27 protein-coding genes and 1 pseudogene are annotated in these 25,282 nt (G+C 53.9%); 19 read left to right on the top strand and 9 right to left on the bottom strand.

The features are described from left to right. The first annotated feature begins 6 nt into the window (after window positions 1-6). From JMJ04_RS33120 to JMJ04_RS33085, 8 genes are all read left to right on the top strand, one after another. On the top strand, window positions 7-237 hold the full coding sequence (locus tag JMJ04_RS33120; protein WP_201374672.1) for a hypothetical protein: 231 nt from the start codon (window positions 7-9) through the stop codon (window positions 235-237). Then, entirely contained in the window at window positions 206-448 is a 243-nt protein-coding gene (locus tag JMJ04_RS33115) for a hypothetical protein (protein WP_201374671.1), read from the top strand. Before JMJ04_RS33120 ends, JMJ04_RS33115 begins: the two co-directional genes overlap by 32 nt. Next, complete coding sequence (locus JMJ04_RS33110) at window positions 400-693, top strand: hypothetical protein (RefSeq protein WP_201374670.1); 294 nt, start codon at window positions 400-402, stop codon at window positions 691-693. Before JMJ04_RS33115 ends, JMJ04_RS33110 begins: the two co-directional genes overlap by 49 nt. Window positions 694-697: 4 nt before the next feature. Then, window positions 698-1,129 carry a hypothetical protein gene (locus tag JMJ04_RS33105; protein WP_201374669.1) on the top strand — a complete coding sequence of 144 codons (432 nt, stop codon included), beginning with the start codon at window positions 698-700 and terminating at the stop codon, window positions 1,127-1,129. A 500-nt stretch (window positions 1,130-1,629) separates the two neighbouring features. Further along, window positions 1,630-2,142: a MerR family transcriptional regulator gene (locus JMJ04_RS33100; protein WP_201374668.1), complete on the top strand. Its 513-nt coding sequence runs from the start codon at window positions 1,630-1,632 to the stop codon at window positions 2,140-2,142. Next, on the top strand, window positions 2,049-2,468 hold the full coding sequence (locus JMJ04_RS33095; protein WP_201374667.1) for a GyrI-like domain-containing protein: 420 nt from the start codon (window positions 2,049-2,051) through the stop codon (window positions 2,466-2,468). The genes JMJ04_RS33100 and JMJ04_RS33095 overlap by 94 nt, the downstream gene beginning before the upstream one ends. 57 nt (window positions 2,469-2,525) lie before the next feature. Next, window positions 2,526-3,107: a GyrI-like domain-containing protein gene (locus tag JMJ04_RS33090; RefSeq protein ID WP_201374666.1), complete on the top strand. Its 582-nt coding sequence runs from the start codon at window positions 2,526-2,528 to the stop codon at window positions 3,105-3,107. 368 nt (window positions 3,108-3,475) lie between these two features. Next, window positions 3,476-4,375: a LysR family transcriptional regulator gene (locus JMJ04_RS33085; RefSeq protein ID WP_201374665.1), complete on the top strand. Its 900-nt coding sequence runs from the start codon at window positions 3,476-3,478 to the stop codon at window positions 4,373-4,375. Between the two features lie 159 nt (window positions 4,376-4,534). Here the strand turns inward: JMJ04_RS33085 and JMJ04_RS33080 are convergent, their stop codons facing one another. Continuing rightward, entirely contained in the window at window positions 4,535-5,029 is a 495-nt protein-coding gene (locus JMJ04_RS33080) for a hypothetical protein (RefSeq protein ID WP_201374664.1), read from the bottom strand. Between the two features lie 309 nt (window positions 5,030-5,338). On the opposite strand from JMJ04_RS33080, the gene JMJ04_RS33075 reads away from it, so the two are divergent. Next, window positions 5,339-7,696 (top strand): ATP-binding protein, encoded by a 2,358-nt coding sequence (locus tag JMJ04_RS33075; protein ID WP_201374663.1) that lies wholly within the window; start codon window positions 5,339-5,341, stop codon window positions 7,694-7,696. A gap of 302 nt (window positions 7,697-7,998) precedes the next feature. Further along, the gene (locus JMJ04_RS33070; RefSeq protein WP_201374662.1) at window positions 7,999-8,589 is read left to right on the top strand and encodes a hypothetical protein; all 591 of its coding nucleotides are present in this window, start codon (window positions 7,999-8,001) and stop codon (window positions 8,587-8,589) included. A 254-nt stretch (window positions 8,590-8,843) separates the two neighbouring features. Here the strand turns inward: JMJ04_RS33070 and JMJ04_RS33065 are convergent, their stop codons facing one another. From JMJ04_RS33065 to JMJ04_RS33045, 5 genes are all read right to left on the bottom strand, one after another. After that, window positions 8,844-9,140, bottom strand: a complete 297-nt coding sequence (locus tag JMJ04_RS33065) for a cytochrome P450 (protein ID WP_201374661.1) — start codon at window positions 9,138-9,140, stop codon at window positions 8,844-8,846. A 768-nt stretch (window positions 9,141-9,908) separates the two neighbouring features. Next, on the bottom strand, window positions 9,909-10,292 hold the full coding sequence (locus JMJ04_RS33060; protein ID WP_201374660.1) for a hypothetical protein: 384 nt from the start codon (window positions 10,290-10,292) through the stop codon (window positions 9,909-9,911). Window positions 10,293-10,565: 273 nt separating this feature from the next. Continuing rightward, the gene (gene chrA / locus JMJ04_RS33055) at window positions 10,566-11,792 is read right to left on the bottom strand and encodes a chromate efflux transporter (RefSeq protein WP_268887413.1); all 1,227 of its coding nucleotides are present in this window, start codon (window positions 11,790-11,792) and stop codon (window positions 10,566-10,568) included. 227 nt (window positions 11,793-12,019) lie between these two features. Continuing rightward, complete coding sequence (locus JMJ04_RS33050; RefSeq protein ID WP_201374658.1) at window positions 12,020-13,132, bottom strand: rhodanese-like domain-containing protein; 1,113 nt, start codon at window positions 13,130-13,132, stop codon at window positions 12,020-12,022. A 23-nt stretch (window positions 13,133-13,155) separates the two neighbouring features. Beyond that, window positions 13,156-13,626: an HIT family protein gene (locus tag JMJ04_RS33045; protein ID WP_201374657.1), complete on the bottom strand. Its 471-nt coding sequence runs from the start codon at window positions 13,624-13,626 to the stop codon at window positions 13,156-13,158. Window positions 13,627-13,876: 250 nt separating this feature from the next. Here JMJ04_RS33045 and JMJ04_RS33040 point away from each other — a divergent pair, with 250 nt between their 5' ends. The 4 genes from JMJ04_RS33040 to JMJ04_RS33025 all read left to right on the top strand — a co-directional run bounded on the left by JMJ04_RS33040 (window position 13,877) and on the right by JMJ04_RS33025 (window position 17,794). Then, entirely contained in the window at window positions 13,877-15,166 is a 1,290-nt protein-coding gene (locus JMJ04_RS33040) for an RNA polymerase sigma factor (protein WP_201374656.1), read from the top strand. A gap of 148 nt (window positions 15,167-15,314) precedes the next feature. After that, window positions 15,315-16,514 (top strand): DUF4158 domain-containing protein, encoded by a 1,200-nt coding sequence (locus JMJ04_RS33035; protein ID WP_201374655.1) that lies wholly within the window; start codon window positions 15,315-15,317, stop codon window positions 16,512-16,514. A 38-nt stretch (window positions 16,515-16,552) separates the two neighbouring features. After that, entirely contained in the window at window positions 16,553-16,834 is a 282-nt protein-coding gene (locus JMJ04_RS33030) for an aldo/keto reductase (protein WP_201374654.1), read from the top strand. A 609-nt stretch (window positions 16,835-17,443) separates the two neighbouring features. Next, window positions 17,444-17,794, top strand: a complete 351-nt coding sequence (locus JMJ04_RS33025) for a dihydrofolate reductase family protein (RefSeq protein ID WP_236038719.1) — start codon at window positions 17,444-17,446, stop codon at window positions 17,792-17,794. Here the strand turns inward: JMJ04_RS33025 and JMJ04_RS47310 are convergent. The 3 genes from JMJ04_RS47310 to JMJ04_RS33015 form a co-directional block, all read right to left on the bottom strand. Then, window positions 17,783-17,935, bottom strand: a complete 153-nt coding sequence (locus JMJ04_RS47310) for a hypothetical protein (protein ID WP_236038717.1) — start codon at window positions 17,933-17,935, stop codon at window positions 17,783-17,785. The two genes, JMJ04_RS33025 and JMJ04_RS47310, sit on opposite strands and share 12 nt — an antisense overlap. A gap of 364 nt (window positions 17,936-18,299) precedes the next feature. Continuing rightward, entirely contained in the window at window positions 18,300-19,310 is a 1,011-nt protein-coding gene (locus tag JMJ04_RS33020) for an RNA polymerase subunit sigma-70 (RefSeq protein ID WP_201374653.1), read from the bottom strand. Window positions 19,311-19,411: 101 nt separating this feature from the next. Next, window positions 19,412-20,014, bottom strand: a complete 603-nt coding sequence (locus JMJ04_RS33015) for a TetR/AcrR family transcriptional regulator (RefSeq protein WP_201374652.1) — start codon at window positions 20,012-20,014, stop codon at window positions 19,412-19,414. Window positions 20,015-20,174: 160 nt separating this feature from the next. Between JMJ04_RS33015 and JMJ04_RS33010 the strand changes: the two genes are divergently transcribed. From JMJ04_RS33010 to JMJ04_RS32995, 5 genes and pseudogenes are all read left to right on the top strand, one after another. After that, complete coding sequence (locus JMJ04_RS33010) at window positions 20,175-20,519, top strand: DoxX family membrane protein (protein ID WP_201374651.1); 345 nt, start codon at window positions 20,175-20,177, stop codon at window positions 20,517-20,519. A gap of 54 nt (window positions 20,520-20,573) precedes the next feature. Then, a complete protein-coding gene (locus JMJ04_RS47305) occupies window positions 20,574-21,020 on the top strand; it encodes a hypothetical protein (RefSeq protein WP_236038715.1) in 447 nt (148 codons plus the stop codon). A 5-nt stretch (window positions 21,021-21,025) separates the two neighbouring features. Beyond that, window positions 21,026-21,823, top strand: coding sequence for a hypothetical protein (locus JMJ04_RS47300; protein ID WP_236038713.1), 798 nt, complete (start codon window positions 21,026-21,028; stop codon window positions 21,821-21,823). A 494-nt stretch (window positions 21,824-22,317) separates the two neighbouring features. Beyond that, window positions 22,318-24,093 (top strand): annotated as a pseudogene (locus JMJ04_RS33000) (reverse transcriptase/maturase family protein); the annotation flags it as partial. Between the two features lie 80 nt (window positions 24,094-24,173). Continuing rightward, window positions 24,174-25,082 carry a hypothetical protein gene (locus tag JMJ04_RS32995; protein WP_201374649.1) on the top strand — a complete coding sequence of 303 codons (909 nt, stop codon included), beginning with the start codon at window positions 24,174-24,176 and terminating at the stop codon, window positions 25,080-25,082. Window positions 25,083-25,282 lie beyond the last annotated feature (200 nt).

Raw genomic sequence — 25,282 nt, 5'->3', positions numbered from 1 at the left:
AAACGCATGTCATCTGGGCGACTGGTGGCAGTTTTTTCCCATCCATCACTTGAGCACTGGGATGGCACCAGTTGGGGACTTTTTCCCGTCCCTAATCCCTACTCTGCGGCGTTGGGAGGTTTGCTAATAATCTCTAGCAACAATATCTGGGTCGCTGAGCGCACCACCGTTAATGGACAATATGTAGAGAGAATGGAATACTGGAATGGCAAAGGCTGGCATGCTGTCTCGCAATAACATGCAGACGATGGAGAAGATCCGGCTCAATTATGCCAGTCATGCCAATTATGCGGATTATAAGATTGCTGATAAAGACGGTAACATTGACGGCCGCCAGGGCGTGCGCCTGGGGCAACCTGGCGTTAGGGTCCTCGATGTCTTTCGGCACGAGTATGAGCAGTGGGTAGAGAAGCGCATCCAGACCAGATTCAGCCCACGTCTGTGCTGAAGAAAGGGCGAAAGAAAGCGGCCAAGACGGCGGCCTTGTTACGGGAAGGGATGGCCCAGACGGGAGCCTCCGATCTGTTATCTTATCTCCTGGCAGCAGGAGAGCGGGAGGCGCGTCACCTGCGCAGCCAGGCGAGACGACATGATAGCGAACACTATGGGAAGGTCAAGGGTGATTTTCTGTCTCTTTTACTTGAGCTTATCTCGTTGCGCATCCCGTGGGTTGGAATGCAGTGGAGTCGTTGATCCCGTGGCGTATCTTCATCAGTTGGTGCGTCAAGATCGCTCGCAGCAAGGTATGTCCGAGGCCCTGGTTTCCTATGAGCGACTGCCATATTCCCATCTGGTGGGCATTCAAACCCCTGCGGCGAGAAGAGAACGCTGGCGTCGTGCGGTGTGGACTATCATGATGCATAATCGGGCCTGTGTTCGGAGTGAGGATCGCTGGTACATTAACTATTGGGCAGTTTTAGCACTTGCTAGCGGAGATCCCGTTGGTGTGGGTCGATACCTTGAAGAGCACTCAGGAGCGTTGCGACGCCATCATGATCTCTATGAGATTCACCCTACTATGAATCAGAAGGCCGTGTCTATCATTGATGCGCTTTCTCTTCCAGAGTATCCTATTCCTCCTGGCGGAGAGAATTTTTGGGCGCGGATTGATGAGCAGCAAGATCTTTGAGCTCTTTCTCCTGTAACCGTGCTAGACTGCCTCTATCTTCTCAATATGGAGCCATCCTGGCGCGTTTCCTTGGACGTACTTTTCCCACAGGATGCGCAACGAGTGTAATTTTGCAAGTTAGCTTCACAGGCTCATTCAATGCTCGAGTTTTTTACTAGCCCGGAATCAGAAATACCTCTGCATTAACGAGTTCAATGCCACCTGCCTATCCTTTGACTTCTGACTAGCCGAGTGGACGGGAAGCCAATTGAGTATCTTTCCTTCGTGCCCGCTCACTCCTTTGCCAGCTGTGCTATCAAGCAAAAGAGATGCTATCGCTCATGATATGGAAACTCGTGGCGATAGAGTTCTCACCCCAACCTCTTGACTCTCCCCCTAGGGGAGAGAGTACACTTGTTCTATGAGCTGAAGCACATGATGATGCATCGTAAATCCTCTCCTTCTCACGCGTCCGGTGCATCCAATCACGCTGAATGCTAAAGGGATGAGAAGATGTAAGTATGCTAAAGATTGGCGATTTTTCTAAGTTGAGCCTGGTGACAATCAAGACGCTGAGGCACTATGATGAGATTGGATTACTTAAACCAGCCCAAGTAGATGCGTCTACAGGCTATCGTTACTACTCGACTAGTCAGCTGACTCGGCTGAACCGAATTAAGGCGTTGAAAGATATGGGGTTGGACCTTCAGCAGATCGCTCAACTACTCAAGCAAGAGATGACGCCGGAGCAGATTCAGGGAATGCTCCGGCTAAAACAGGTGGAACTGCACCAGCAGATTGAGGAGGGACAGGCGCGTTTGGCCCGGGTGGAAGCGTGGCTGCGAGCTTTTGAGCAGGAGACCGTGATGCTGGCAACTGATGCTGAGCTCAAACAGGTTGCGCCTCTACAGGTGGCCCAGGTGAACTTCGTTCTAGCGGATTGGGGCAGGTCAGCCCGACCCTTACTCGTGTCTTTGTTCAGCTACAAGCGTATATCCAGCAGCAGGGGGCGAGTTGGCGCATACCTGGTATAACCCTCTTCTCCAATGGAGAGCACGTCCATGAGAATATCAGCATCTCCGCGTGCCTGACCTTTGCAGGTACTCTTGGTGAAGGTCTCCTTCCTGATGGTGAGCCGGTCAAGATAGTAGAACTGCCAGGAGTCGAAACAATGGCCTCGGTCATTCATCATGGCAGTTTCAGTACATTGCAACTGGCTTATACCATCCTGCTGAAGTGGATTGAGAGCAACGGTTACACGATTACGGGTCCCAGTCGCGAACTGAATCTTGTATATGATCCCAATGGTGATGAAACGCAGTACGTAACAGAGGTGCAGTTTCCTGTGACAAAGCAATAAACACCATGAGAAGGCACAGATCAAACCTTCTTCCTCACGTTTTGTGGGATTTGTGATGTGCTAGAAGTAGAAAAACGCACCATTTTTATGAGTTCAAATTATCCAAAAAGAAAGCGAGCAATATGCATGAGCGTTATGACTGAACCAAAGATTGAAAATCGTCAGGCACAGCCTTACATGGGAATTCGAACCAGAGTACCTATGCAGAAATTAGACGTGGCTATTCCACAAGGCCTGGGAGAAATATTTGCCTTCTTAGGAAAGTATGGCGTAGGGCCAGTGAATGCCCCTTTCGTTCGTTACCATATTATCAATATGCCTGAAATGCTTGATATCGAGGTCGGTGTGCCGGTGGCGAACACTTTACCAGATGAGGGCCATATTCATGGAGGTGTTCTTCCTGCAGGGCGCTATGCCTCGCTGATCTATACCGGGATAGATCATGGGATTCAGGGCAATGCGGCACTGTTAGAGTGGGGCGTAAGCCAAGGCCTGGTATGGGATCGCTGGGAAACGAAGGATGGTGATGCCTTCGGCTCACGTTTAGAAATCTTCCTTACCAACCCAGGTGAGGAGCCGGATCGTGAAAAATGGGAGACAGAGGTTGCCATTCGGCTCGCTGATACCCAGGAGGGATGAATATCATCGTGAATGACCTGGTCGGCGGTAGGTGTTGCAACTTCGCCGTCGACCCAGATCGTTTCGAGAGGAAGGGAGGACTTTGTACAACTGCTATCAATTCTCGTAACCGCCCCGGTATTTCCTTTCCACACAAACACGATCGTGCATTGTCTCTGCAATCGTGCTTTCCTTTGGAAGAAGAAAAGGAGCATTCTGTATTCTCTAGCCTCCTTCTATAGAACCAGCGGCCCGAGAATATATCTGTTCCCTTCACTCTGCATTGTGTGTTTCTCTTGTGAAGAAGATACCATCGTTTTCTCATTCTGTCCAATATATGATATGATATCTCTATCATATATTGGACAGAATGAGAAAGGAGAGATACGGTGGAACTCTTGCAGCTCAAATATTTCCTGACGGTTGCACGATTGGAGCACATGACCGGAGCAGCGGAGGAATTGGGCATTACCCAACCCCCTCTCAGCCAGACCATTGCTCGCCTGGAGGAAGAGTTGGGCGTGCCTTTATTTGACCGTCTGGGGCGAAAGATTCGCCTGAATCACTTTGGGCGAGCGTATGTCCAGCGCGTTGAGCGGATCTTTGAGGAATTGGAGCAGGGCAGGCGTGACCTGAGCGATCTCGCGGATGGCAGGCAAGGACAGGTTGGGCTCGCGATGTGTGCGGCAACCCACCTGCTTCCAGACCTGCTCAGCGCCTTTCGCAAAGATCGCCCAGGTGTTCATTTTTTGCTCTCGGGGCATCGGACCAATACCGTCACCAGCCTGGTGCAGCAACTTGCCAGGGGAACATGTGACCTGTGTATTTCCTCTCCTCCCATCCACCAGCCTGATATCACCAGCGTTTCCCTGCTGACCGAGGATATCTGGCTTGCTTTTCCCTCAAGCCACCCGTTGGCTCGGCGCTCCCAGCTTCGTCTGCAGGAGGTTGCCGAGGAAGCCTTTATCATCATGCAGCCAGGGAACGGCTGGCGCGAGTTGACCGACAGTTTCTGCCACCAGGCTGGTTTTCGCCCCAGGATCGTGTTTGAAAGTGACGACCCCTCAACGATCCGAGGGTTGATCAGAGCGGAGCAAGGCATCGCTTTTGCGCCAGCGATTTCCTGGCAGGGATTAGTCGATCCAGCCGTCGTCCAAATGCCGATTTCTGAACCGACGTGTCAGCGCACGATTGGACTTTCCTGGCTGACCGATCGTCGCCTCTCGATGGCGGTACTGCAATTCCGCCAGTTTGTCATGGATTATTTTGCTCGCCTCTCCCTGGCATGATGCGTGTCTTCCCTCACGGCATAGACTGTCTCTCTCCTCTGCTTCTGCGCTGGGCTTCCTGGTGGGAGACATCCTGGCGACGATGAGCGCTCTTCTCTTTCTCTCTGAGAGAGATGAGCAAGGGCCTAAATGAGGACTACATTCGGGCAGAAAAAGACGCTACTCGTTCACCACTGCCCAGATCGTTTCGCGTCTAGCCCATCGTGGTTCTGTTGAAGTCGAGCGCGTTTTGCGCCGCTTGTGAGGTTTGAATTGCAGGATTCCCTTGTGTGGAGAAAGCGCACTGGTGCTTGTACAATCGGGGCATTCAACCAGAGGAACACCGCTGTCCAGAAACGGCTGGAGATCAATGGGAACCTCCCCAAAGAAGGTACATTTCGGCTGGGTGACAGGTTGTTTCTGGCTTTCCACTCTCTTGCGCTCAGACACTTGCTCCGATTTCGGAGCAAGTGTCTGGCTCTCCTCTTTCGTATCGACAAGCTCAGTTTGTGCCGGACTGATCGACGATGCGTTCTGGTCATCGACGCTCGGCCCTGCACCGTCAATAATCCGAAACGTATAACGACGAAGCATGAGCAGCTCGGCAGCTTGCTCTAGCGTTTCTTCTTTCACATTGGTCTTGCCAGCTTCATATGTCCATTTGTCATTTATCATGTAAAACGTACTGTTTCTCAGAAAACTTGCCACACTGTCAAGCGCTCCCAGCGAATCGGCTTTCTCACATAATCTGGCGCGGCGTCGTAAGGAACCTTTTTTCCTTTTTCACTTCCCTTTTCCGCCAGACTCTCACTACTCATTCGCCAAGATATCTGAGAGATGCGCCAAGAAATGCCTGAAAAAGGTCGCATTTCTGGCACATCTCAGGTATACTTGCTACAGATCAGAGAAAGGGATACCCGCTTTCAGCACGATTTAAGGGAAGATGGCCATGAGAATGACGTCGGAGGCATTCCATACCTGGATATGACGTCTGAACGCTTCACCCATAAGCATAATCTGCCTGCTTCCGTGTCAAGCTTCATTGGGCGTGAGCAGGAGTTGCGTGAGATTCGGTCGGGCTTGCACGAACATCGGCTGATGACGCTGACAGGGACGAGGGGAACAGGAAAGACTCGTCTTGCGCTTCAGGCGGCGGCTGCCGAACTTGATCATTTCTCCGATGGGGCCTGGCTGATTGACCTGGCTCCTCTGACTGCATCGGAACTCGTGCTTGAAACGATCTGCAAAGTGCTCTCGCTGCCCGAGACTCCTGACCTGGTGCCGATAGAGCAGCTGGTTGCCTATCTCTCGGTCAGGCACCTGCTTCTGGTATTGGACAACTGTGAACATGTCATCGAGGAATGTGCCCGCATTGTGGCTTCTCTTTTGACGCGCTGTCCGCGCTTGACGTTGCTGGCGACCAGCCGCGAGCCACTCTTGATCAACGGAGAAGTGGTTCTGCGCGTCCCGGCGTTGAGCCTCCCCGAGCAGTCTCGGCCTTTGGATTGGGCGAGATTCCTCCACTACGACGCTCTCCATCTCTTTATGGAACGAGCACATGCCGCTGACCCCTCGTTTCGATTGACAGATGGCAATGCTGAGGCAGTAGCGGAGATCTGCCGTCATCTGGATGGTCTTCCCCTGGCGCTCGAACTGGCTGCGGTGCGGGCCTGTGGGATGGGCGTGGCGGAGCTATCGAAACGGTTGGACCAGCGCTTCCACCTTCTGACAAAGGGTGATCGCACCGCCCTTCCTCGCCAGCAAACACTGTATGCCATGATCGATTGGAGTTATCGCCTCTTGCCCGAACCAGAGCAGGCCGTTTTGCGGCGACTTGGCATCTTTGTCGGAGCATTCAAGCTTGAGGCAGCGGAAAGTGTGTGTGCCGGAGCGTATCTCGGCCAGAACGGACGGGAACGCATTATGCCTGAAATGATACTACATCACCTGCCACAACTGGTGAACAAGTCCCTGGTTCAATTCAATCAGGAAACTGGTCGGTATCGCCTGCTGGAGACTATCCGTCTGTTCTCGCTTGAACGGCTTGCGGAAGTAGGCGAAACGCAGTCTCTCAGCCGTCAACATTTTGCCTGGTATCTCCAACTGGCCGAACGCGGTGTCCCGAGCCTTTCCGGCTCCAAGCCTGAGGCGTGGGTCGCGCAAGTGGAACAGGAGCATGATAATTTGCGGGCGGCGCTGGATTGGGCGATAGAGACTGAAAGGTCGGAGGAAGCTGCTCGCTGTGCCCTGGCCTTGTGGCGCTTCTGGCACACGCATACCTACCAGAGGGAAGGGTTGCGCTGGTTGGAACGCATCCTGATGTTGGATGGAGATATTCCGCTTTCGATGGCCTTACGTCCCCAGCTATTGAACGCGCTCGGCGTGCTCTCCCACACGTTGTGGCAGTTTGACCGTGCGGCATTCTACCATGCCGAGGCGTTGCGAATGTTCCGCGAGCGTGGTGACCGCGAGGGCCAAGCGCAAGCTCTTTTCGACATCGGCTGGCAACAGTTTGAGGAGATGAAACTGGAGCAGGCCAGAGCGTATGCCACGGAAAGTTTGGCGCTTGCCCAAGAGGTGGGGGACCAGCCAGCGATAGCTAGGGCCCTGCTCCTGGGGGCGCTCGCCGCCACTGAGGCCGATCAAGTAGATGAGGCGATCCCCGCTCTGGAAGAGAGCCTAGCGATCTGGCAGATATTGGGGGATACCAGCAACATGGCAAAAGCCATGGGCATCCTGGCGCATGCCGAGGAAAAACGGGGAAATCATGAGCGTGCGAAGCCCCTGCTGGCCCAAGCTGTGCGGCTTCAGGTCCAACTGGGAGACTTCATCGATTTAATAGGCCCTCTTGTCGCCCTGGGTTTCATGGCGATGCATGCCCAAGTGCAACCGGAAGGGGCGCGCTCTGCCGCACAGGCGTTTGGGGTGATGACGACCTGGATAGCGAAGATTGGCGGAAAATCTCCCTGGGCTGAAGGGCCACACCAGCAAGCAATCGAGCAGGTTACGACGATGCTTGGTGCTGATACCTTTGCTCAAGCCTTTGAGATCGGCAAGCAAATGACACTTGCCGATCTGATTCGACTCACGGAGCAGATCACTGCCCCTGCGGTAATCCTGCCCAGTCCCCCTCATCCCATTCCCGCACATACCACTCTAACCGCGCGTGAATTAGAGGTGCTGCGCCTAGTTGCCACAGGGCTCACGAATGCCCAGGTTGCCCAACACTTAAGCGTCACACCTCGGACGGTCAATGCTCATCTGACGGCCATTTACAGCAAACTGGGTGTCTCCACGCGCTCAGGTGCCATGCGCTACGCCCTCGACCATCAGCTTAGCTAAGGGTGCAGAAGAGCGCAAGGACCTAGCCTTTCCTCACCGCATATTGTTACAGTTAACACCTGCCTGGCATTTCCACTCCTCTCCAAAAATTGGTAGACCTAACGATGTGTTTTTCCTTCAATGGGCTTAGAGTAGAAGCAGTTGGTCCTCAAGTCGTGGCACGCGATGCGCCTCTCTCCTGCCACACTTGGCGCTGTATGCCGAGGCAAGAGAGCGGTCGGATGGCCGACTGGTATCGGTGCAGGAGAACAATGAAGAGCGCTCGCGGACGTTTTGCGCTGAAGAACAGAAAGGCAATTATCATGAACAGTTTCCATCGTGCTCATCTTGCAGGCCTGGTCTGCCTCGTGGGGGGCATGCTCCAAATCATCTATGGTCTGCTCTCCATCCCCTTTGCGTTCGCTCAGAATAATCTGGGCTGGGATGAGGCCCTCTGGGGGCTTGTCAATGTTGGCATGATTGGCGGAGCACTCGGGCTTCTCGCCCTGGGTGTTGCTCGCCCTCGATGGATGGCCCTCCTTGGAGCAACGCTGACCATCCTTGGCTGTCTCATCCGCCTGGGAGTGATCCCCTTTAACATCCTGTCTCCATCTGATGTCTATGTCCCGTTTATCCTCAGCAGCGCTTTCCTGATCATTCTGGGAATGAGCATCTTGGGAATCGCGACGCTCCTGGGGAAGCAATTGAGCGGCTGGCAGGCGTGGACGCCTCTGCTCGCGGGCCTATTTCCGCTCATTGCACTAGCGGTCTACGAGATCAGTCAGTTCATCCACTTTCTCCTCCTTGGCCTTTGGGGTCTTCCCTGGATACTCGTCAGCTACGTGGTCCTCACGCGCATAGCCAAACAGAAGCAAGCCATGCAGGTTCAGCCCTCTACGAGAACTACGCAATAATAAACGCATCAGCCTATCTGCATAGAGAGCGCTGGGTGTGAGAGAGCGTGTGGCGAGACGAGAGGAATCGCACTCCCCTGGCTCCTGCGGCAACCTGCTCAGCTGCTCCTCTGCGCACCTGGGAAACCCGGCAGTGAACGATGCGTCAAATGCGAATGAAATCGGCCTTTGAGCACGGTAGGAACCAAAAGTTGGAGTAGCGTGCTCAAAACCCCGTTTAGGAAGGGAGAAAGAGGAATCGCTTCCAGTGGTTGTTACTGCTCGACCAGAAGTTGGCCCTGTACGCGCTTTTTGACGCGCATGGTAAAGGCCACAGGACGCAATGACGGCTGCATTTTGGCCTCTACCGGTTCCTCCGTGATCCGCTCAATTTGGTAGCTCCGCACAATGGTCACCACCGCCAGGAGCAGCTCCACCATCGCCAGCGACATCCCGATACAGCTATGGGGACCCGCGCCAAAGGGGAAGTAGGCCAGGGGATCGCGTGCGAAAGCCAGGAAACTGTGGATTCGTTGTTTGAGAGTAAATGATGGCATCGTTGAACGCAACATAATTGCCCACTTTCTATATGTGCTCTCGATACGATCAGCAGGAGCAGTTCGGACCTTTTCAGGTAAAGAAAACGAGATGGCGAGCATCAAACGTACAACACTCAGCTTTATCCTTACTATACACTATTGAAATTTACAGCATATGGTGGCAAAATCACGCGCGACATGCTTCAGAAAGGAGGCGGCACGATATACTTCACAAAGAGGACTCGAGTCGAGAAAAGGAGCTTTCTCATCAATCAAGCTGGCCTATAAAGCGTGCTCATAACCTAAATGGCTCTTTCCTCGTCCCTTTTCCAAGGTTGTGCAGGGAAAAGCCACTCATCATTCATGTATCCTTCTGGTTAAGACATAGACTGCCAACATATGGCTCATGGACTCGTTTGGTGATACGGATTGCGTATGCAAGAGCGCACCAAGCCCTTGCACACCTTCGAGAGCATGGAGAGGATTCAGCATAGCCCTTCGCTGTTCCCAGGCCGATCTGGTTCCATTTCTTCTCACCAAACGAGTCCATGAGCCAACATATGGCTCATCGACACGTTTGGTGATAAAAAAGAGAACTATATCAGCCTGGGAACTGAGAAGAATGCCCAGAGTCACTGCAAATGCGTCTTGTGGATGATGCAAGAGCCAAGGGGCCTTCTTGACTGTGCAAGCCACATCACCAAACGAGTCTAAGAGCCAACATATGCTTCACGAAGAACAAATGCGTCTCAGGCTCTTCTCCGTGCTTTCTGGTAATCAAGGCTGACTGATTGCCTCCCTTTACGCCAGCGCAATCGCATACGTTGTTATCGCTTTTATGGGCGCATTGTTCGTTGAGGCACGGAACTGGTAGACGTCACAGAAAGCGACCGTCTTCCCGTCTTTGAACTTCAGGAATCCATCGGCAGCGCCATTGTATCCGTGCGTGACGATCGTATTGATGATCAGTTCCGCAACCTCATCACTTCGCGACCGTTGAAGTTCTGTCAGAATGTCCTGTTTTCCGCTGATGCACCGGCCGCCAACCAGGTTCCAGCGGATATCGTCGGTAGTGTTGCGGGCAACAAAAGCACTGTCGTTGCTGACAGCCGCAACGATAAAATCTTTCAGGAATAATTTCTTAGGCGCATTGCCGCAATCTTCATGAACAGTAATCGTAACCATGGTGATTCGTATCCTTTGACTGGAAGAATTCTTGGCGTTTTTCCGCCATGATTGTTGTCATAAAAGGGGTCTGTGGCGCAATGGAACATAAAAGTGGTTTAGGGGAAAGCGGTAGAACATGTATCGAAAGCAGCTATTTGCGCCTCTTGGGTTCTCAGTGAAGGAAAAGACCTCAGAACCCAAGGGAGGGACATGACGAACGCAGAATGAAGAATTCTGAGCGTGATGTCGAGAGAACGGGGAAGAAGGTGCTCCCTCTCTTGCCTTTCATCCTCAAAAGACCCAGAAACGAAGCAGGCCAATCACAGCACCCGCCAGAATCAGCCACATCGAATTCGGTTTGAAACGCACCAGGGCTGCAAAGGCAAGTGCGGCTACCGCCCAGGTGAGGACATCCACTAGTGCATGCTGTCCGATCTGTATGAGGACTCCAGTCATGAGCGCTAGCGCTGCGGCATTCACCCCATCCAGGAGCGTGGCTGTCCAGGCAACCTGGCGCAAGCGCGAGGCCACCGGATGAATGAGCGCGATCAAGACAAACGAAGGCAAAAACATGGCCAGGGTTGCCAGCAGTGCCGCTGGCCAGCCACCAATGACATACCCAATGAAGGTCGCCGTGGTAAAGACCGGCCCCGGCGTAAACTGCCCGATGGAAACCGCATCCAGCAGTTGTTTGTCGGTCAGCCAATGCAAATTTTGTACCAGATCAGTGCGCAGAAACGCCAGCAGGGTGTATCCGCTCCCATACACCACTGATCCGAATTTGAGGAAGGTCAGAAAGACCACGCCCAAACTGATGGGCGCTGCCACCGCAACAGCACCGGTGCGCACAAAGGAACCGAGTGATTCAAAGCTCGCTTGGAAGTGTGCTCCCAACAACGGAACAACAAAACTGGCGACTTTCGATTTTGTGGGCCAGCGCGCGATGAGCAGGCGCAACAAACCGTAGAGCGCTGCCCCTCCGAAGAGCAAAAGTAACACATTGACCCCAAAGAAATAGCACACCAGTACCAGGATGGCGAGACCCACGGGGAGCAGTCCTTTGAAGACCGTGCGCCCCAGATTCCAGATGGCATGCGCAATAATAGCCACGACAACTGGCTGAATCCCATAGAAGAGCCAGTCAATCTGGGGCAACGCTCCGTAGGTGACATACGCCCAGGCGAGCGCCAGCACGATAAGCATAGCAGGACCGATAAAGCAGACCCCCGCCACGAGTAAGCCCGGCCATCCCGCTCGCAGGTATCCCAGATAGATCGCCAGTTCGGTCGATGAGGGACCAGGGATCAGGTTCGTGACACCTATCAGGTCCACGAAGTCTTCCTCACTGACCCACTGTCGTCGCCGCACCACCTCTTCGCGCATCATCGCGATGTGAGCGGCGGGTCCGCCAAAAGCGGTGCAGCCCAGGTGCAAAAAAAGCCAAAGCACTTCCAGAAGCGAGTGGCAAGGTTTCGAATGGTCTGCTGCTGATGCTTTTTCCTTCGATACTGGTCTCATGGTGTTTCTCCCATTCTATTTGTTCCTTGTTGTATTTCCACTCAATAGCCCCGACATTGAATGGAAGTTGGATGCTGTTCCTACTTGGTATACTGTGAGCAGGAAGGACGGCTTGAGTAGTGGGTCCATTGCGAGGAAAATGGCTTCCTGCTCACCATTATAGTACTGTGCAAGCGGACAGTGTCATATTGCATCGACCAGGGGGTTCCCTGGTCGATGCTTCTCTTTTACACCTGGAGCGCTACTTCCACAGGGAAGCTCTGTTCTTTCCAAGCGGGATAGCCGCCATCCAGGGTACGCACCTGGTATCCCTGCTCACGAAGCTTGGTTGCGGCCAGTTCTCCACGCGACGCTCCCTGGTGGTGCATGTTACAATAGGTAACCACAGGTCGCTCGCGCGGAATCTGTGAGAGCTGGCTTTCGAGGTTTCCCAGTGGAATATTCACCGCACCCTCCACATGACCAGCTGCATACTCTGCGGACCCACGGACATCAATTACGAGAGGGGGGACCTCTCCACGAAGGCTCGTGTGCAGATCGTGTGGTTTCACAAGCTCACTAAGAGGCACGAGAGCCAGTAATGCAGGATCAGTGAGGATGGCCTGGAAGGCGGGGTTGGCTCGCAGGCCCCCGAGATCGGAATCGCGCTTGGACACTTCAAAAAGGGTTGGTCTCAGGCGTAATGCCTCTGGCAAATACTGCAGGGCTTTCTCAGGCTCACCGTTTGTGGCGTAAAAGCACACCATGTTATAGATGGCGACCCCGACCCCCTCATTTGGCAATGTGCTCTGGCGGACTGCCTGGACCAGGGCCTCTTGAAGCTGGAAGGCAAGCTGCTTTTTGCCCAGCTGAAAAGCGCATATGGTGAGCTGGTTGCAGGGATACCAGAACCCATAGTTCAGGACTTCATTGCGCAATCGGGTTCCTTCCAGCCAAGCGTAGTAATGGGGATCGTTGAGTTCCTCTTCGCTCATTCTTTCCACCTGTGTGATGAAGGCATTGAAAGCGTGTTCCGCCTCTTCTTCTATCGCCTGGAAAGTGGAGGTTCGATAGCGGGTAAATGTCTCGACGTTGATCTGGTGGACCACTTTTATGTCTGTCCAGTCAGGCGGTACCTCTCCTCGTTGCACTGTGACCAGCTTTTGAGTCTGTAACTCTTTCCAGTGCAGCATATTTGCCAAAAAGTCTTTTGCTGCCCACACGCCTTTTGTTGTCTCAGTGTTCGGTGTACCTGTCGCGTTGCGCTCCGCGTCACTGAGATTAGCGATGAGGTGTAACTCTTGTTGACGTGTGAAGTGGAGGAGTGCGAGGATGTGGGCTTTCATTGATGTGTTGTTCATTGCATGATGTCCTTTCATGGGAGCTACTCAACATTTGGCTCGACGCTTCCAGATACTGTTTGTGCAAGATATGCATGTATCTGCTCACAAAGAGCAGCGATTGCTTCAGGCCCCCCTTGAGGCGCTTCAGGCCACTCGCCGATCTTCCAACGCCAGTACGCCTGTGGGGTTCCAGGATAGCGAGCCAGAAGGTGCAGATGGAGATGCGGAACCACCTCATAGTACGCTTCGACATAGATTTTCTCCGCGCCTGTACAGGCCTGGAGTGCTTTCGAGAGGCGTGCTATACTCTGACCGACTGCTTGTCCCTCAGCTTCGGTCAGATCCGCCAGGCCGGGAACATGGCGTTTTGTCTTCAGCAAGAGATGGCCCAGGTAACTGGGTCCCTCATCCCGACAGTAGTGATGCACATAGACGAGACGGTCTTCAAAGAGAATCCCGCCTGGAGTAGAAGGGAGATCCTTATAAGTGGTACAAAAGGGACATGCGTCCATGATTTTCCTCCATACGCTGCTATGATCGACGGAGAGAGAGCAGACGTTTGTGCTCCTCTCATCGTGCGTCAGTATCCTATCGCCTGGATGCCGAGAAACTTACCACAATTTTGAGCAGCTTTCTCAACGGATGGAGAAGGAGAGAGAAAGATGGCAGAAGAGAGAGTGCGACACCCGATACGTTCGAAAAAAGGGGTAAGGAAAGCTCCTCTCACGTGATAAGAGAGCAGAGACGAAGAAAGGAAAAGCTATGCAAGAAATTATCGATCCTCCAGTGCAGCAGTGCTTCCCTGGCGAACGGCAGTGGCTGCGGTCTGCATTGCTAGCGGATCAAGATGGCATACTGACAGCGACACGTCTGCGCCTCGCTCGCATTGCGCGAGCACGAGGCACAGAACAGCATAGCATCGACGATGTGGTCCAGGAAACGCTGCTTGAAGCCTGGAGTCATCTGGAGCGTCTCCACTCTCCAGCTGGTTTCCACCCCTGGATTGACGAGATCTGTCGCAATATCTGTCGTCGCGCGGCTCGTAGACGTGAGATGGATCTTCTCCGGCATGTCCCATTGCTCCAGCCATCTTCTACGATGGAGTATGAGGAAGGCTCCAACGAGATCGATCTTCTCGCTGCTGAGACATCCGATCCTCTTGAAGAGCTCAGCCGCCAGGACCTGGTTCTGCTGCTTGATCGGGCGCTTGGTGCGTTACCTCCCGACACACGCCAGATAGTGGAGATGTGCCACCTGCTTGGACTCCCTCGCTCTGAGGTTGCTGAGCGCCTCTCCCTCACAAGCAACGCTCTGGAGGTTCGCCTGTATCGAGCACGTCGCCGTCTGCGTCACCTTCTCCACGGACCGTTGCGTCACGAAGCAGAAGCAGTGGGATTGACATTGGATGAAGCACTGGCCGAGGGATGGCAGCCAACTCGTCTGTGGTGTCCCCTCTGTGCGCGCCACCGACTGGAGGGGTGTTTTCTGGCAGCTGGGGGTGAGGCGAGATCGAATCTTCATCTCCGCTGTCCTGACTGTGTTCGGCGCTACCATCAGGATACGGTCCATAGTATGGGCCTGGTCCAGCTCGCGGGCCTCCACTCGTTTCGGCCTGCCTGGAAGCGGACGATGCAAGGGCTGACCGATCGCCTGATGCAAGCGCTCCTCAAGGGTCAGCACCCCTGCCTGTCTTGTGGAGAACCAGCGTTGGTCTGTGTGGAAGGAAACGATACAGAGGCACCTCTCTCTCCGTACCCAGAACGCCTTAGGGCGTCTCCCTACCCGTTCTGGATTCATATACACTGTGTCCATTGTGGCAAGGACATGGGCGCGCGTGGCGATGTTCCCTCCGTCGACCAACTGGTCTACTGGTCGCATCCGCTCACTCAGCAGTTTTTGCAGCAGCATCCGCATTGGACCAGTGAACCAGGAAGACTGGTAGAGTATGATGGTGAATCTGCTCTCCACTTCCGGATGGCTGACGTGGAGAGCAGCAACCACCTGACGGTTTTGGCCCATCGTTACACCTTGCGTGTCCTAACCATCTCTTGAGAATGATTGGGTCTGTGATGCAGCAGAACAGAAAAATGGTTGGATGAAAAGCGGTAAAACAGAACAGCCTTTTCCCAGAAGACTGTCACATCTTTCACACCTCAGTGGAGACATCAATGGTTGAAGAGTAAGCAAGAAAGCGTAAAACATGCCGGTTGAATTTTTGACGGAGGAGCAACGACAACGCTATGGAGCCTACACTGCCGAACCGTCTGACGCGCAATTAGCCAGCTATTTCTACCTCGACGATACGGATCGCGAACGGCTCGCCACCAAGCGCGGAAGCCATCATCGCTTGGGATTTGCCCTACAAGTGTGTACGGTGCGTTACTTGAGTACCTTTCTAACGAACCCGACGCTTGTTCCCGCTGGCGCTGTCCGCCATGTTGCCAGGCAATTAGGCATCGATGATGATCCCGCACCCTTGTTGGCTTCCTATGCAACGGCCTGGCAAACCCGTGAGCACTCCCGTGAAATTCAACAGCTCTATGGCTATCACGATTTCGCGGAGCAACCCAACCACTTTCAGCTCATTCGATGGCTCTATACCCATGCCTGGCTCACCGCCGAACGCCCCAGTGTGTTGTTTGATTTGGCGACGAAGCGCCTCGTTGACCAGAAAGTGCTCTTACCCGGCGTCAGTGTGCTGGAACGCCTAGTTGCTCGTGTGCGGGATCATGCCGCAAATCGTCTGTGGCAGAAACTCGCGAGTCTTCCTACGGCGCACCAACGGTTCTTGTTGGAAGATCTGTTAAAGGCGCAAGACGGCAGCAGCCAAGCACGTCTGGATCGACTTCGTCGTGCTCCCACGCAGGTGAGCGGTCCAGGTCTGATCAAAGCCTTACGGCGACTGACCGAGATCCGTGCGATTGGTGTAACGGAGATCGATCTCTCCTTTGTGCCCCCTGGACGATTGAAGCAGTTGGCCCGCTATGCTGCTGCTGCTCGTATGACCCAGATTGAGCGCATGGCTGATGATCGACGCATCGCCACCCTGCTGGCGTTTGCGCGGGTGTTTGAGGTGACCGCTCAAGATGAGGCATTCGACCTCCTGGATGGGTTGATGCGCTCCCTATGGACCCTTGCCACGCGTGTGGGAGAGCGGGAACGCTTACGCACGCTTCGTGATCTCGACGCGGCAGCCTTGCAGTTACGAGAAGCCTGCCTGGTGCTCTTGGATAGCACGCACCCAGATCCGCAGGTCCGCGAGAAAGTCTACGCGCAGATTGCCCAGGAGGCGCTGGCCCAAGCATGCGCACTGGTTGGGGAACTGGCTCGTCCTGCTGAAGAGGAGCAGCAGTATCAGCAGTTGCTTGGGGAATACGCCACAGTACGCACCTACTCTTGAGCAGAATACCCGTTTTACACTAAAAAAACAGCGGAGGTTTGTATCAGAAGCGCTACTGGCGTGATCCCATGTTTGAGGCCGTTGATCGTCTCGCCAACGTCGTAGAGCCGCGTGGCAAAAAGCTGGTCGAGGTGGCGCTGGCCTGGGTTCTGGCTCAGCCTGGCATTACCTGCGCCATTCTAGGAGCCAGCAAGCTGGAACAATTCACGGAAAGTTTACGTGGTGCCAATGTTTCATTGGATGAAGAAGAGCGCAAAATCTGTGATGATCTCTGGTACACCATGCCACGCGAGCGTGATCCCCTCCTTGCGCGTCGGTAAGCCTGACCATAAGCATGCTCATATCACAACGAGCAGATCCAGAAGGATACCCTTCTGGCCCTGACCTTTCAACGTCCTTATCCGCCAGCCCTTCCCGCCGAAGGACAGGCGTTCTGGTCGCTCAGTCACTTCAGGCCGAGCAAGTCTATGAAACCTCTATTGCTCCAATTTTCCCGGCGGGCAGGGGGCAAAGCCTCCTGCCGGGGTTGGGAACACCCAAACCTCGGGCATAAAGAACTTTTTCAAAAATCTGGGATGGCTCATACTCTGGGCTTCAGTTGGAGAGGTGCTGGCAATCTTCTGGAGCTTCACTAGAACTGACGCTCCTCTCCTGGTAACGGCTGGCTCTCGCAGTACAGTCTATGCAAGCATAAATTGGCACAAAGCTGAAAAGAGAGACGCGTGATCGGTCCCCCTTGCCATCAATACCAATCAGCGGGAGATCCTCTTCTCCATTCTCGCCTTTTGCGCTCATCGACGCGGCTACCGCCCTCTTCCCCAAATTTGCTGATCATTTGCGATGAGTTTAGGATCAACTGTGTGTCCTAGAGGTGAAAGGGAATTGATCCCTCTCGCACATCAAGTTTGAATAGGAAAGGATACCATATTATGCGTAACATTATTGAAAATGTTCTCGTCTCGTTAGACGGCGTTTACGATGGAGCAGCCATCGTAAGATTTGGTGATTACCGCGACGACGAGGCGTATATGCGGGACTCATTGGACCAGGCGCTCTCCTGCAGCGCGATGTTGATAGGCCGCGCGACGTACGAGCTGTTTATCATGAACTGGCCAATACGCACCGATCCGTGGGCTGACAGGATCAATGCCATGCCAAAGTATGTCTTCTCATCGACGTTGGAAAAAGCCGACTGGAACAATACGACCATCATTCGAGGCGATGTGGGAGCTTACGTGACTAAACTCAAGCAGCAAGAAGGGCACGATCTACTCGTCTAAGGGGCTGGCCTTCTCGCAGAGACGTTGCGCAAGCACCACTTGGTCGACGCCCTCACTCTTTCGATCTTTCCGTTTGTTACCAGACAGGGGAAGCAGATCTTCCGGCAGGGTGATCCCCCGCATTGAAGCATCTTGCGACAAAGAGCTTCTCCAGTGGCATTGTCAAGCTCACCTATGAGCTATAGTACTGATTTTACAATTCCGATTGCGGTCGCCGCTGAAGTCATTCAGTTGGCAGAGGTGAGTCTCTATCAGTAACGAGAGGTGGTGAGGCATGAAACCACCTTGCAATGATGAGGGATCATGGACCTGTCCGATCGCAGATACTAAGCAAGTTCGGCTATCTTGGGGCAGAAACCCCCAAGATAGCCTCTAAAAAGCTGAACAATTCATATTCTTTGTACCGCTCTCGCTGACACAGGAGGAGCCGGGCTCTATACCATCCGCTTCCTCTCCGGCCGACGCCGGGAGTGCTGCTAGATGAGGCCAGACGAATCAATACAGGTCAAACGAAGGTGGGCGGGAGGCCAAAGGATCTGAAACTGGCCACGTCTAGAAATGCGACAAGACTGCCAATCTGCTCGCCCTCCACACACAGAACCAGCAGGCCAACAAGCTGATAGTTGTCTGCAAGAGCTTCCCACCGATAGAGTCCGAACGCCGGACTGCCATTGGCGCGCGTTGGAAGCAGGCGCCATTGTTGGCCAGGAGGAAACAAACTCGTCTGAAACATTGTGGCGATAGCCGCTCTTCCCTGGTACCAGACGGGAAATGGCGGCATGGTGAACCAGGCATCCTCTCGCAGTAGCGCCACCAAGCCGGGGATGTCCGCTTGTTCCCAGAGGGTCACATAGCGGTCAAGAAGTTCTTGTAACTGGGGGCGAGGCAGAACCATCTCCGCCTCGCCTCCGACGTTGCGTTGACGCAAAGCCCGTCGAGCACGCTGCAAGGCGGAATTGACAGCGGGAACCGAGAGGTGAAGCCATTCGGCGACTTCGGAGGCTTCCCACTCCAGCACCTCACGCAAGAGCAGAATAGCCCGTTGCACTGGCGTTAAGTGCTGCAGCGCCATCAGAAAGGCCAGGCTGATTCGTTCGCGCCTCTCCAGGCGGTCTTCGGGATCGGCCTCGGGATCTGCGAGCAGATCATCGGGAAACGGCTCCAGCCAGATCGGCTCCCGCAGCCGTGGCGGCGCAGGGCTGCGGGGATCGCTCGGCGGATGGGTTTCTGATGGCAAGAACCGTCGAGGAGCGCGTGTGAGCCGATTGAGGCAAAGATTGGTAGCGATGCGGTACAACCAGGCACGGTAGGATTCCGGGCTGGTGAGGGTCGCACGTTTCTCCCATGCTCGCAGCAGGGTCTCTTGCACGAGATCTTCGGCGTCGGAGAGCGAGCCGAGCATCCGATAACAATGCACAAGCAGTTCTCGTCGATATGTGCCCGCCAGGGTCTCGAACGCCTTCTGATCGCCCGCTTGAGCAGCGAGCACCAGGGCGGTTTGGGTTGGTGTCTTCATTGTGTCCCTCTTCCTCTTGTTTAGCAGTCATCTGATCTGGTTTCTTGGAAAGTCGTATCCCACGGGATGTGCAACGAGAGTTCAGCAGGCAGCTCCTCAGTTTAGCGAGAGGAAGGAATGCCCATGGCTTGAAAAAGTCCAGAGGAGATAAAGGTGGTACACCAAAGCGCCATCTGCTGGGGGGGATAGGGCATGCCGTTTTCGAGCCACCAACGGATCATACTGATTAGCCAGTTCGCCAGCGAGGCAACGGCTAGCTCCTCTGGCATCCCTTCAACTGCGTTCTGCGAGCTTCTGGGAGGCAGAGAGAGACGCTTGCCCAGAAGTTCTGCCAGGGTGTCATGCATCTTTGCAGTGAACCAGACATTTCTCACCATCACACGATACAATCTCGAGTACTCAGCAATATGTGCGAAAGAGGTGGCCAGGAGGGTGACCACCCCTTCTACTTCAGAGGCTGAAGGGGGCTTGAGTGGGGAACTCAGATCGCAAGCGAGTTGTTCAATCGCTTCTTGAAAAAGGCTGTTGCCTAACGCATATTTGTCCTGATAATGGCGATAGAAGGTGGCCCGATTCACCATCGCCCGCTCGGCAATTTCTCCCACAGTGATGACCTCAAAACGTTTTTCGGCCAGTAAAGCAAGCAACGTGTCCTGGAGGAGTTTGCGTGTGAGTCTGGCTCGGATATCCTGGTGTTTGCGCATCAAAATCCCCTTTGTGTTGTGGAATGCGACAGGGTTCCACCTTTGATTCTTGTTTTTGCCCGACTGCCGCACTATGCTCAATTCAGCAACAGTATATCGCATTTTTCGACAATCTGTTGCATGCATTGTTTTCAATCCATTTGTTTTTGAGGAGAAAGGTATGTTTTTCGAAACGACGACGTTCTGGGTCAATCTGCTTGGCATTGTCCTTGGTATTTTCTTCTTGTTTGCAGGGGCAAGAAAACTGTATGGATGGGAATGGGGAAAAAACAGTTATCTCAAACATTCCCCCCTTTGGATCTATTACGTTTCTGCGGTCGTGGAGGTCGTTTCCGGAATCGGGCTCATCTTGCCTCCTTTGAGATTCGCCGCCGCGCTTTTGCAGCTCCTGCTGATTCTCTGGATCTCCATTCGTTCCTGGCGTCATATCAAGGTCAAAAGTGTTCTTCTTCCGGTTACTACGGTTCTCTTGCTTCTCTTGTTGTTGTGGCTCACCCGTCCTTGAGCGGCGCGTGAAGCATGGTTCCGGCACCGCAGGCAAGGAGATGATCCCATCCGTATGACACAATCAAAAGTCACCATTCAGATTACTCCGGAAGCTGTGCCAAGTGTCCCATCCTGGATGGGAGAAGTGGCAGCCTTTGCTCAGGTTCTCAGTCATGAGGGTCTCCTGAAAACGATCCAGGAGCAGGTGCGTTTTGCCCGCGCACGCTTTGGGACCTATGAGCTGATCGATTTCGTGGTCGTGCTCATCGGCTATGCTGTCAGCTCCGAACCCACGCTTAAGGCGTTTTACGAACGGCTCGCTCCTTTTGCCGAGCCGTTCATGGCCCTCTTTGGGCGCAACCAGTTGCCCCATCGCTCGACGCTTTCCCGCCTTCTTGCTGCCCTTGATCAAGCCAGCGTGGAAACACTTCGTTCGCTCTTTCAAGAGATCTGCTTGCGCGCAAACCGTTTGCCGTCCCTGGTGGATTGTTTGACCGGACGGGCAGGCTGTGGGTGGTGACTGACGTGGATGGGACCCGACAGGCGGCTCGGCAACGAGCACTGCCGCAAACGGACGACTTGCCCGCTCCCCATCGCCGGTTTGATCAGGCATGTGCGCCAGGTTATCAAGGGCGCAAGCGAGATGAAGTGGTTCGCACGCGTACAGTGATCCTCCAGACGCATACGCATCAGCTGCTCGGCACGTTTGGCGGAGCTGGCAATGGGGACTATCGTGGGGAATTGCAGCAGTCGATCCAGGTGATCCGCAACTATGCGACACAACTCGGGCATCCCACTGCTTCCCTGCTCGTGCGGCTGGATGGCCTCTATGGCGACGCCGCTCCCCTTCTAGATGTGCTCTCGGCTGACTTGGCCGTGATTGCGAGAAGTCGGGCCTATCATCTCCTCGATCTGGAGGTTGTGAAGCTTCGCCTTCTGCGTACTCCAGACCACGTGAGCACCCATCCGGAAAGCGGTATGAAACGAACTCTCTACGATTGTGCATCTGTCCCTTTGACCGCTGCTGGACCTAATGTGCGCCTGGTGGTCGCTACCCATGCTGCCACAGGCTCTTCTCCCGCCATTGGCACCGAGCGCGACGGGATGATCTATGAACTCTTTGTCAGCACGCTTCCCTTAAGAGCGTTTACGGCCTCGGATGTCCTTGACCTCTACTTGCATCGCGGCTCGTTTGAAACCGTGCTGGCCGACGAAGACGATGAGCAGGAATCTGACCGCTGGTACTCGCATACCGTGCGCCGTTTCGGCGCTTATCGAGATTGCTCCAGAAGGAGCAGGAGGTCGAGAGCGAATACCTTCTAGGACAACTGCCCTACCTGGCGTCGAAAGGCAAAGGGGAAAGCAGCATGGCAGTAAAGCGGTTAAACCCGAAGGTATGTAGGGTGATGCACCGCAAGTCCTGCGCGCAAGAAATCCCAAAAAGGACAGAGGTGAAGCCTGGATTGGTTGAACCCTAACTTCCAACGGTGGAAGAGTACACCCGTCGTAGCATACCTGAGACGACGACACCGTAAGAGGTAGCTTTGGGGTATGAAGCTGTCGAATGCTCTCTACGGTGAGTGACCTGTAAAGAACAGGGTGAAGGAAGTGAACGGGGCACCTAAACGCGCTAAACGTCTCATAAGCGTAAATACGGGATCGCCTAAAAGGTGCGAACCTCAAGGCGACGGAACCCCCATAGTAAGGTGTGTGTAAGCACAACTGAAGGGGCAGTCCTTGAAAGAGGACGAGAGCTTGCCCTTGATACAGGCAAGCAGGGTAGGTATCGTTGGGAACCAAATAGAAAGGTGCGTGAGATGCGTACAGCCAAAACTATCTTGGGACTCATTCGTGAGCGAGGCAAAAAGGGTTTGCCATTAGAACGGGTCTACAAACTTCTGTTCAACCAAGACCTCTTCCTGATGGCCTACGGGAAAATCTACCGCAACAAAGGTGCAATGACGCATGGCGTTACGGAAGAAACACCCGATGGAATGTTGCGGGAAAAAGTTGATGCTATCATAGAAGCTCTGCGATATGAACGCTATCAATGGTTGCCAACGCGACGGACCTACATTCCGAAGAAAAACGGAAAGAAACGGCCATTAGGCATGCCAGTGTGGTCGGATAAGCTGGTACAGGAAGTCATACGCCTCATCCTTGAAGCGTATGACGAACCCCAATTCTCCGAACACTCGCACGGATTTCGCCCTGAGCGAGGTTGTCACACCGCGCTTAGAGAAATCTACTACAACTGGACGGGAACGACGTGGTTCATAGAGGGAGACATCTCGCAGTGTTTTAATAAACTCAGCCATGAGCTTCTCCTCCGAACACTCGAAGAGAAGATACACGACAGACGGTTTATCAATCTTCTACGAGAACTCTTGGACGCAGGGTACATGGAGGACTGGACCTTTAACCAAACACTGAGCGGAGTCCCGCAAGGTGGAATAGCTAGCCCGGTCCTCTCAAATATCCTCCTCAACAAGCTGGACAGATGGGTAGAAACGGAACTCATCCCAAGATACACCAAAGGAAGCCAAAGGAAGAGAAATCAGGAATATATCAACCTCCTGAAACGCTCCCGGCAGCAAAGAAAGAAAGGGAACACTGCACAGGCGGAAGCCTTAGTGAAACAAGCACAAAAGCTCCCGTCGATGAAAGTGAATGACCCAAACTACAAACGCCTGAAGTACGTTCGCTACGCCGACGACTTTTTACTAGGGTTTACTGGCACAAGGTCGGAAGCGGAGGAAATCAAACAAGCCCTGCGAACATTCTTGCAAGAGGAACTCAAACTAGAACTCTCGCAGGAGAAAACGCTCATCACCCACGCAAGGAGTGAAGCAGCGCGATTCCTCGGATACGAAATAACGGTAAGGCAAGTTGACACCAAGCAGGTAAGATTCAAAGATGGAATTACCCGTAGAAGTATCAACGGGCACATAGCGCTACAAGTACCCAAGAACGTTATCAAGGAAAAGGGGGAACGATACAAGCGAGGCGGAAAAGCGATACACCGGACAGAACTCTTACCAGAGAGTGATTTCACCATCATCTCAAAGTATCAGGCAGAATTCCGGGGACTCGCAAACTACTATCAATTGGCCTTCAACATGTACGCACTTGGCGAACTCAGGTGGATCATGGAACTCTCATTGACCAAAACGCTGGCCCGTAAATACAACGTGTCAGCATCCAAAATCTATGAGAAATACGGGGCCAAAGTCGCAAGAGACAGCAAAGAGTACAAAGTACTCCAAGTGAAAATACCGCGACAGGATAAGGAGCCACTTATCGCAATATGGGGTGGTGTGCCGCTCACTTGGGACATCCAGGCAAACCTAGAGGAACAACCAAAGAAAGTGTGGGGAGGAAGAACAGAACTTGTACAAAGACTTCTTGCAGACTTCTGCGAACTCTGCGGGAGTTCGGAAGACGTAGAAGTCCACCACGTGCAGGGAATGAGAAAACTCCACGAATACCCAGGAAGGCCAAAGCCCAAATGGGTGAAAAGGATGACTGCCCTCCAAAGGAAAACGTTGCTCCTCTGCAAAAGATGCCATGAGGACGTGGAACATGGCCTCCCGCTCTCACGGCCCTTAATCAGCGTCACGGAAATCAAAGCAAAAAGAAAGGCAGCGATTACGATACTGGAGAGCCGGATGCCATGAAAGTGGCACGTCCGGTTCGGGGAGGGGAGGTCGGAAAAGGGATGAGAACCGCTCATTACCTCGCTGGCCTCCTACTCTACCCCTGCGGCCAGGAATTTGCCCAAATTTTGGCGCAGTGGATTTGGAACCTGCGCCTGGAGTTGGGGCAGGCACTCTCTCCATCGGAACTGCGCACGACCGAATTTGCTCCTCCCAGCGTCGTCGAGCTGATACACGCGTGCGAGACCGCCGAGCCTGCGGCACCTGTGGAGTACCCGGCTCTCAACACGTCAATGTCAGCGGCGTATGGCCCTCCGAAGTTCGCACGCCCATCCTTTACTCATGGCTTTCCTGGTTCCGCGTTTACTCCGCAGCCCGATGGCACACTGCGTTGCCCTGCCAACCGTCCCCTGTATCCCCAGGAACGGCGTCCTGAGCGTAATGGTTCCCTGCGGGTCTTGTATGCCGCTCGTATCGGCCATTGCCGCTCCTGTTCCCTGCGGGCACAGTGTCAAGAGAGTAGCACAACGCTCAAACCACGCCGGGTGAGTGCGGTGCTGTGGCCGCTGGACGCTTCTCGCTCGGATGTCTCACCTCCTCAGGAAAAAACGCCTCAAGAGTTTCCTCTTGCTCCAGTCCTCTGGAGGGATTGGCCACGCTGTGGCATCCGACGCACCTGGCTCAAAGTGATCCGAAGCCAAACCGTCCGGCTAGAAAGCTCCACCTCTGCCAATCCTTCGCCTAGCCCGGAGCAGATCTCGCCACCCTTGACCCGTGCGAAGCGTGCACATTGGCGTCTGTCCTGGGCGGAGCGGTTAGCTCGCAAGGTCCGTCCATCCGATGCGCCCAGGCTAGTCGTCACGTTGCACGGCCTGTCGGCTACCTTTGCTCGCTCTTTTGGCTTTGATCTGCTCGCCACCGCTTAACCACCCATCACGGACAGTGTTTCTTCCCTCGGCATTGTCTGACCTGCTCGCCTTTCTGCATCAATGGACACCAATCATTGGCATTTTCCTCGGCTTTTTGACCATACAGCATCGACTTTCGGACTGTTTCTTTTCGCTCTGCTTGAGCTTATCCCGTTGCGCAATCCGTGGGCTTTGTTCCTAAGTTCCCGTTTCAACCA

Source organism: Ktedonobacter robiniae (genome assembly GCF_016587375.1).
In the GTDB taxonomy this organism is placed as follows: Bacteria; Chloroflexota; Ktedonobacteria; order Ktedonobacterales; family Ktedonobacteraceae; genus Ktedonobacter; species Ktedonobacter robiniae.
Note: the sequence above shows the minus strand (reverse complement) of the source record. Positions and strands in the feature narration are given on the sequence as shown.

Coding starts and splice junctions, on each gene's coding strand:
- JMJ04_RS32995 (WP_201374649.1), top strand. CDS start 24,174: ATGAAAGTGGCACGTCCGGTTCGGGGAGGGGAGGTCGGAAAAGGGATG.
- JMJ04_RS33065 (WP_201374661.1), bottom strand. CDS start 9,140: ATGTTGCGTTCAACGATGCCATCATTTACTCTCAAACAACGAATCCAC.
- JMJ04_RS33115 (WP_201374671.1), top strand. CDS start 206: ATGGCAAAGGCTGGCATGCTGTCTCGCAATAACATGCAGACGATGGAG.
- JMJ04_RS33050 (WP_201374658.1), bottom strand. CDS start 13,132: ATGAACAACACATCAATGAAAGCCCACATCCTCGCACTCCTCCACTTC.
- JMJ04_RS33045 (WP_201374657.1), bottom strand. CDS start 13,626: ATGGACGCATGTCCCTTTTGTACCACTTATAAGGATCTCCCTTCTACT.
- JMJ04_RS33010 (WP_201374651.1), top strand. CDS start 20,175: ATGTTTTTCGAAACGACGACGTTCTGGGTCAATCTGCTTGGCATTGTC.
- JMJ04_RS33075 (WP_201374663.1), top strand. CDS start 5,339: ATGACGTCTGAACGCTTCACCCATAAGCATAATCTGCCTGCTTCCGTG.
- JMJ04_RS47305 (WP_236038715.1), top strand. CDS start 20,574: ATGACACAATCAAAAGTCACCATTCAGATTACTCCGGAAGCTGTGCCA.
- JMJ04_RS33060 (WP_201374660.1), bottom strand. CDS start 10,292: ATGGTTACGATTACTGTTCATGAAGATTGCGGCAATGCGCCTAAGAAA.
- JMJ04_RS33080 (WP_201374664.1), bottom strand. CDS start 5,029: ATGATAAATGACAAATGGACATATGAAGCTGGCAAGACCAATGTGAAA.
- JMJ04_RS33120 (WP_201374672.1), top strand. CDS start 7: ATGTCATCTGGGCGACTGGTGGCAGTTTTTTCCCATCCATCACTTGAG.
- JMJ04_RS33035 (WP_201374655.1), top strand. CDS start 15,315: ATGCCGGTTGAATTTTTGACGGAGGAGCAACGACAACGCTATGGAGCC.
- JMJ04_RS33015 (WP_201374652.1), bottom strand. CDS start 20,014: ATGCGCAAACACCAGGATATCCGAGCCAGACTCACACGCAAACTCCTC.
- chrA (WP_268887413.1), bottom strand. CDS start 11,792: ATGAGACCAGTATCGAAGGAAAAAGCATCAGCAGCAGACCATTCGAAA.
- JMJ04_RS33040 (WP_201374656.1), top strand. CDS start 13,877: ATGCAAGAAATTATCGATCCTCCAGTGCAGCAGTGCTTCCCTGGCGAA.
- JMJ04_RS33100 (WP_201374668.1), top strand. CDS start 1,630: ATGCTAAAGATTGGCGATTTTTCTAAGTTGAGCCTGGTGACAATCAAG.
- JMJ04_RS33070 (WP_201374662.1), top strand. CDS start 7,999: ATGAACAGTTTCCATCGTGCTCATCTTGCAGGCCTGGTCTGCCTCGTG.
- JMJ04_RS33020 (WP_201374653.1), bottom strand. CDS start 19,310: ATGAAGACACCAACCCAAACCGCCCTGGTGCTCGCTGCTCAAGCGGGC.
- JMJ04_RS33025 (WP_236038719.1), top strand. CDS start 17,444: ATGCGTAACATTATTGAAAATGTTCTCGTCTCGTTAGACGGCGTTTAC.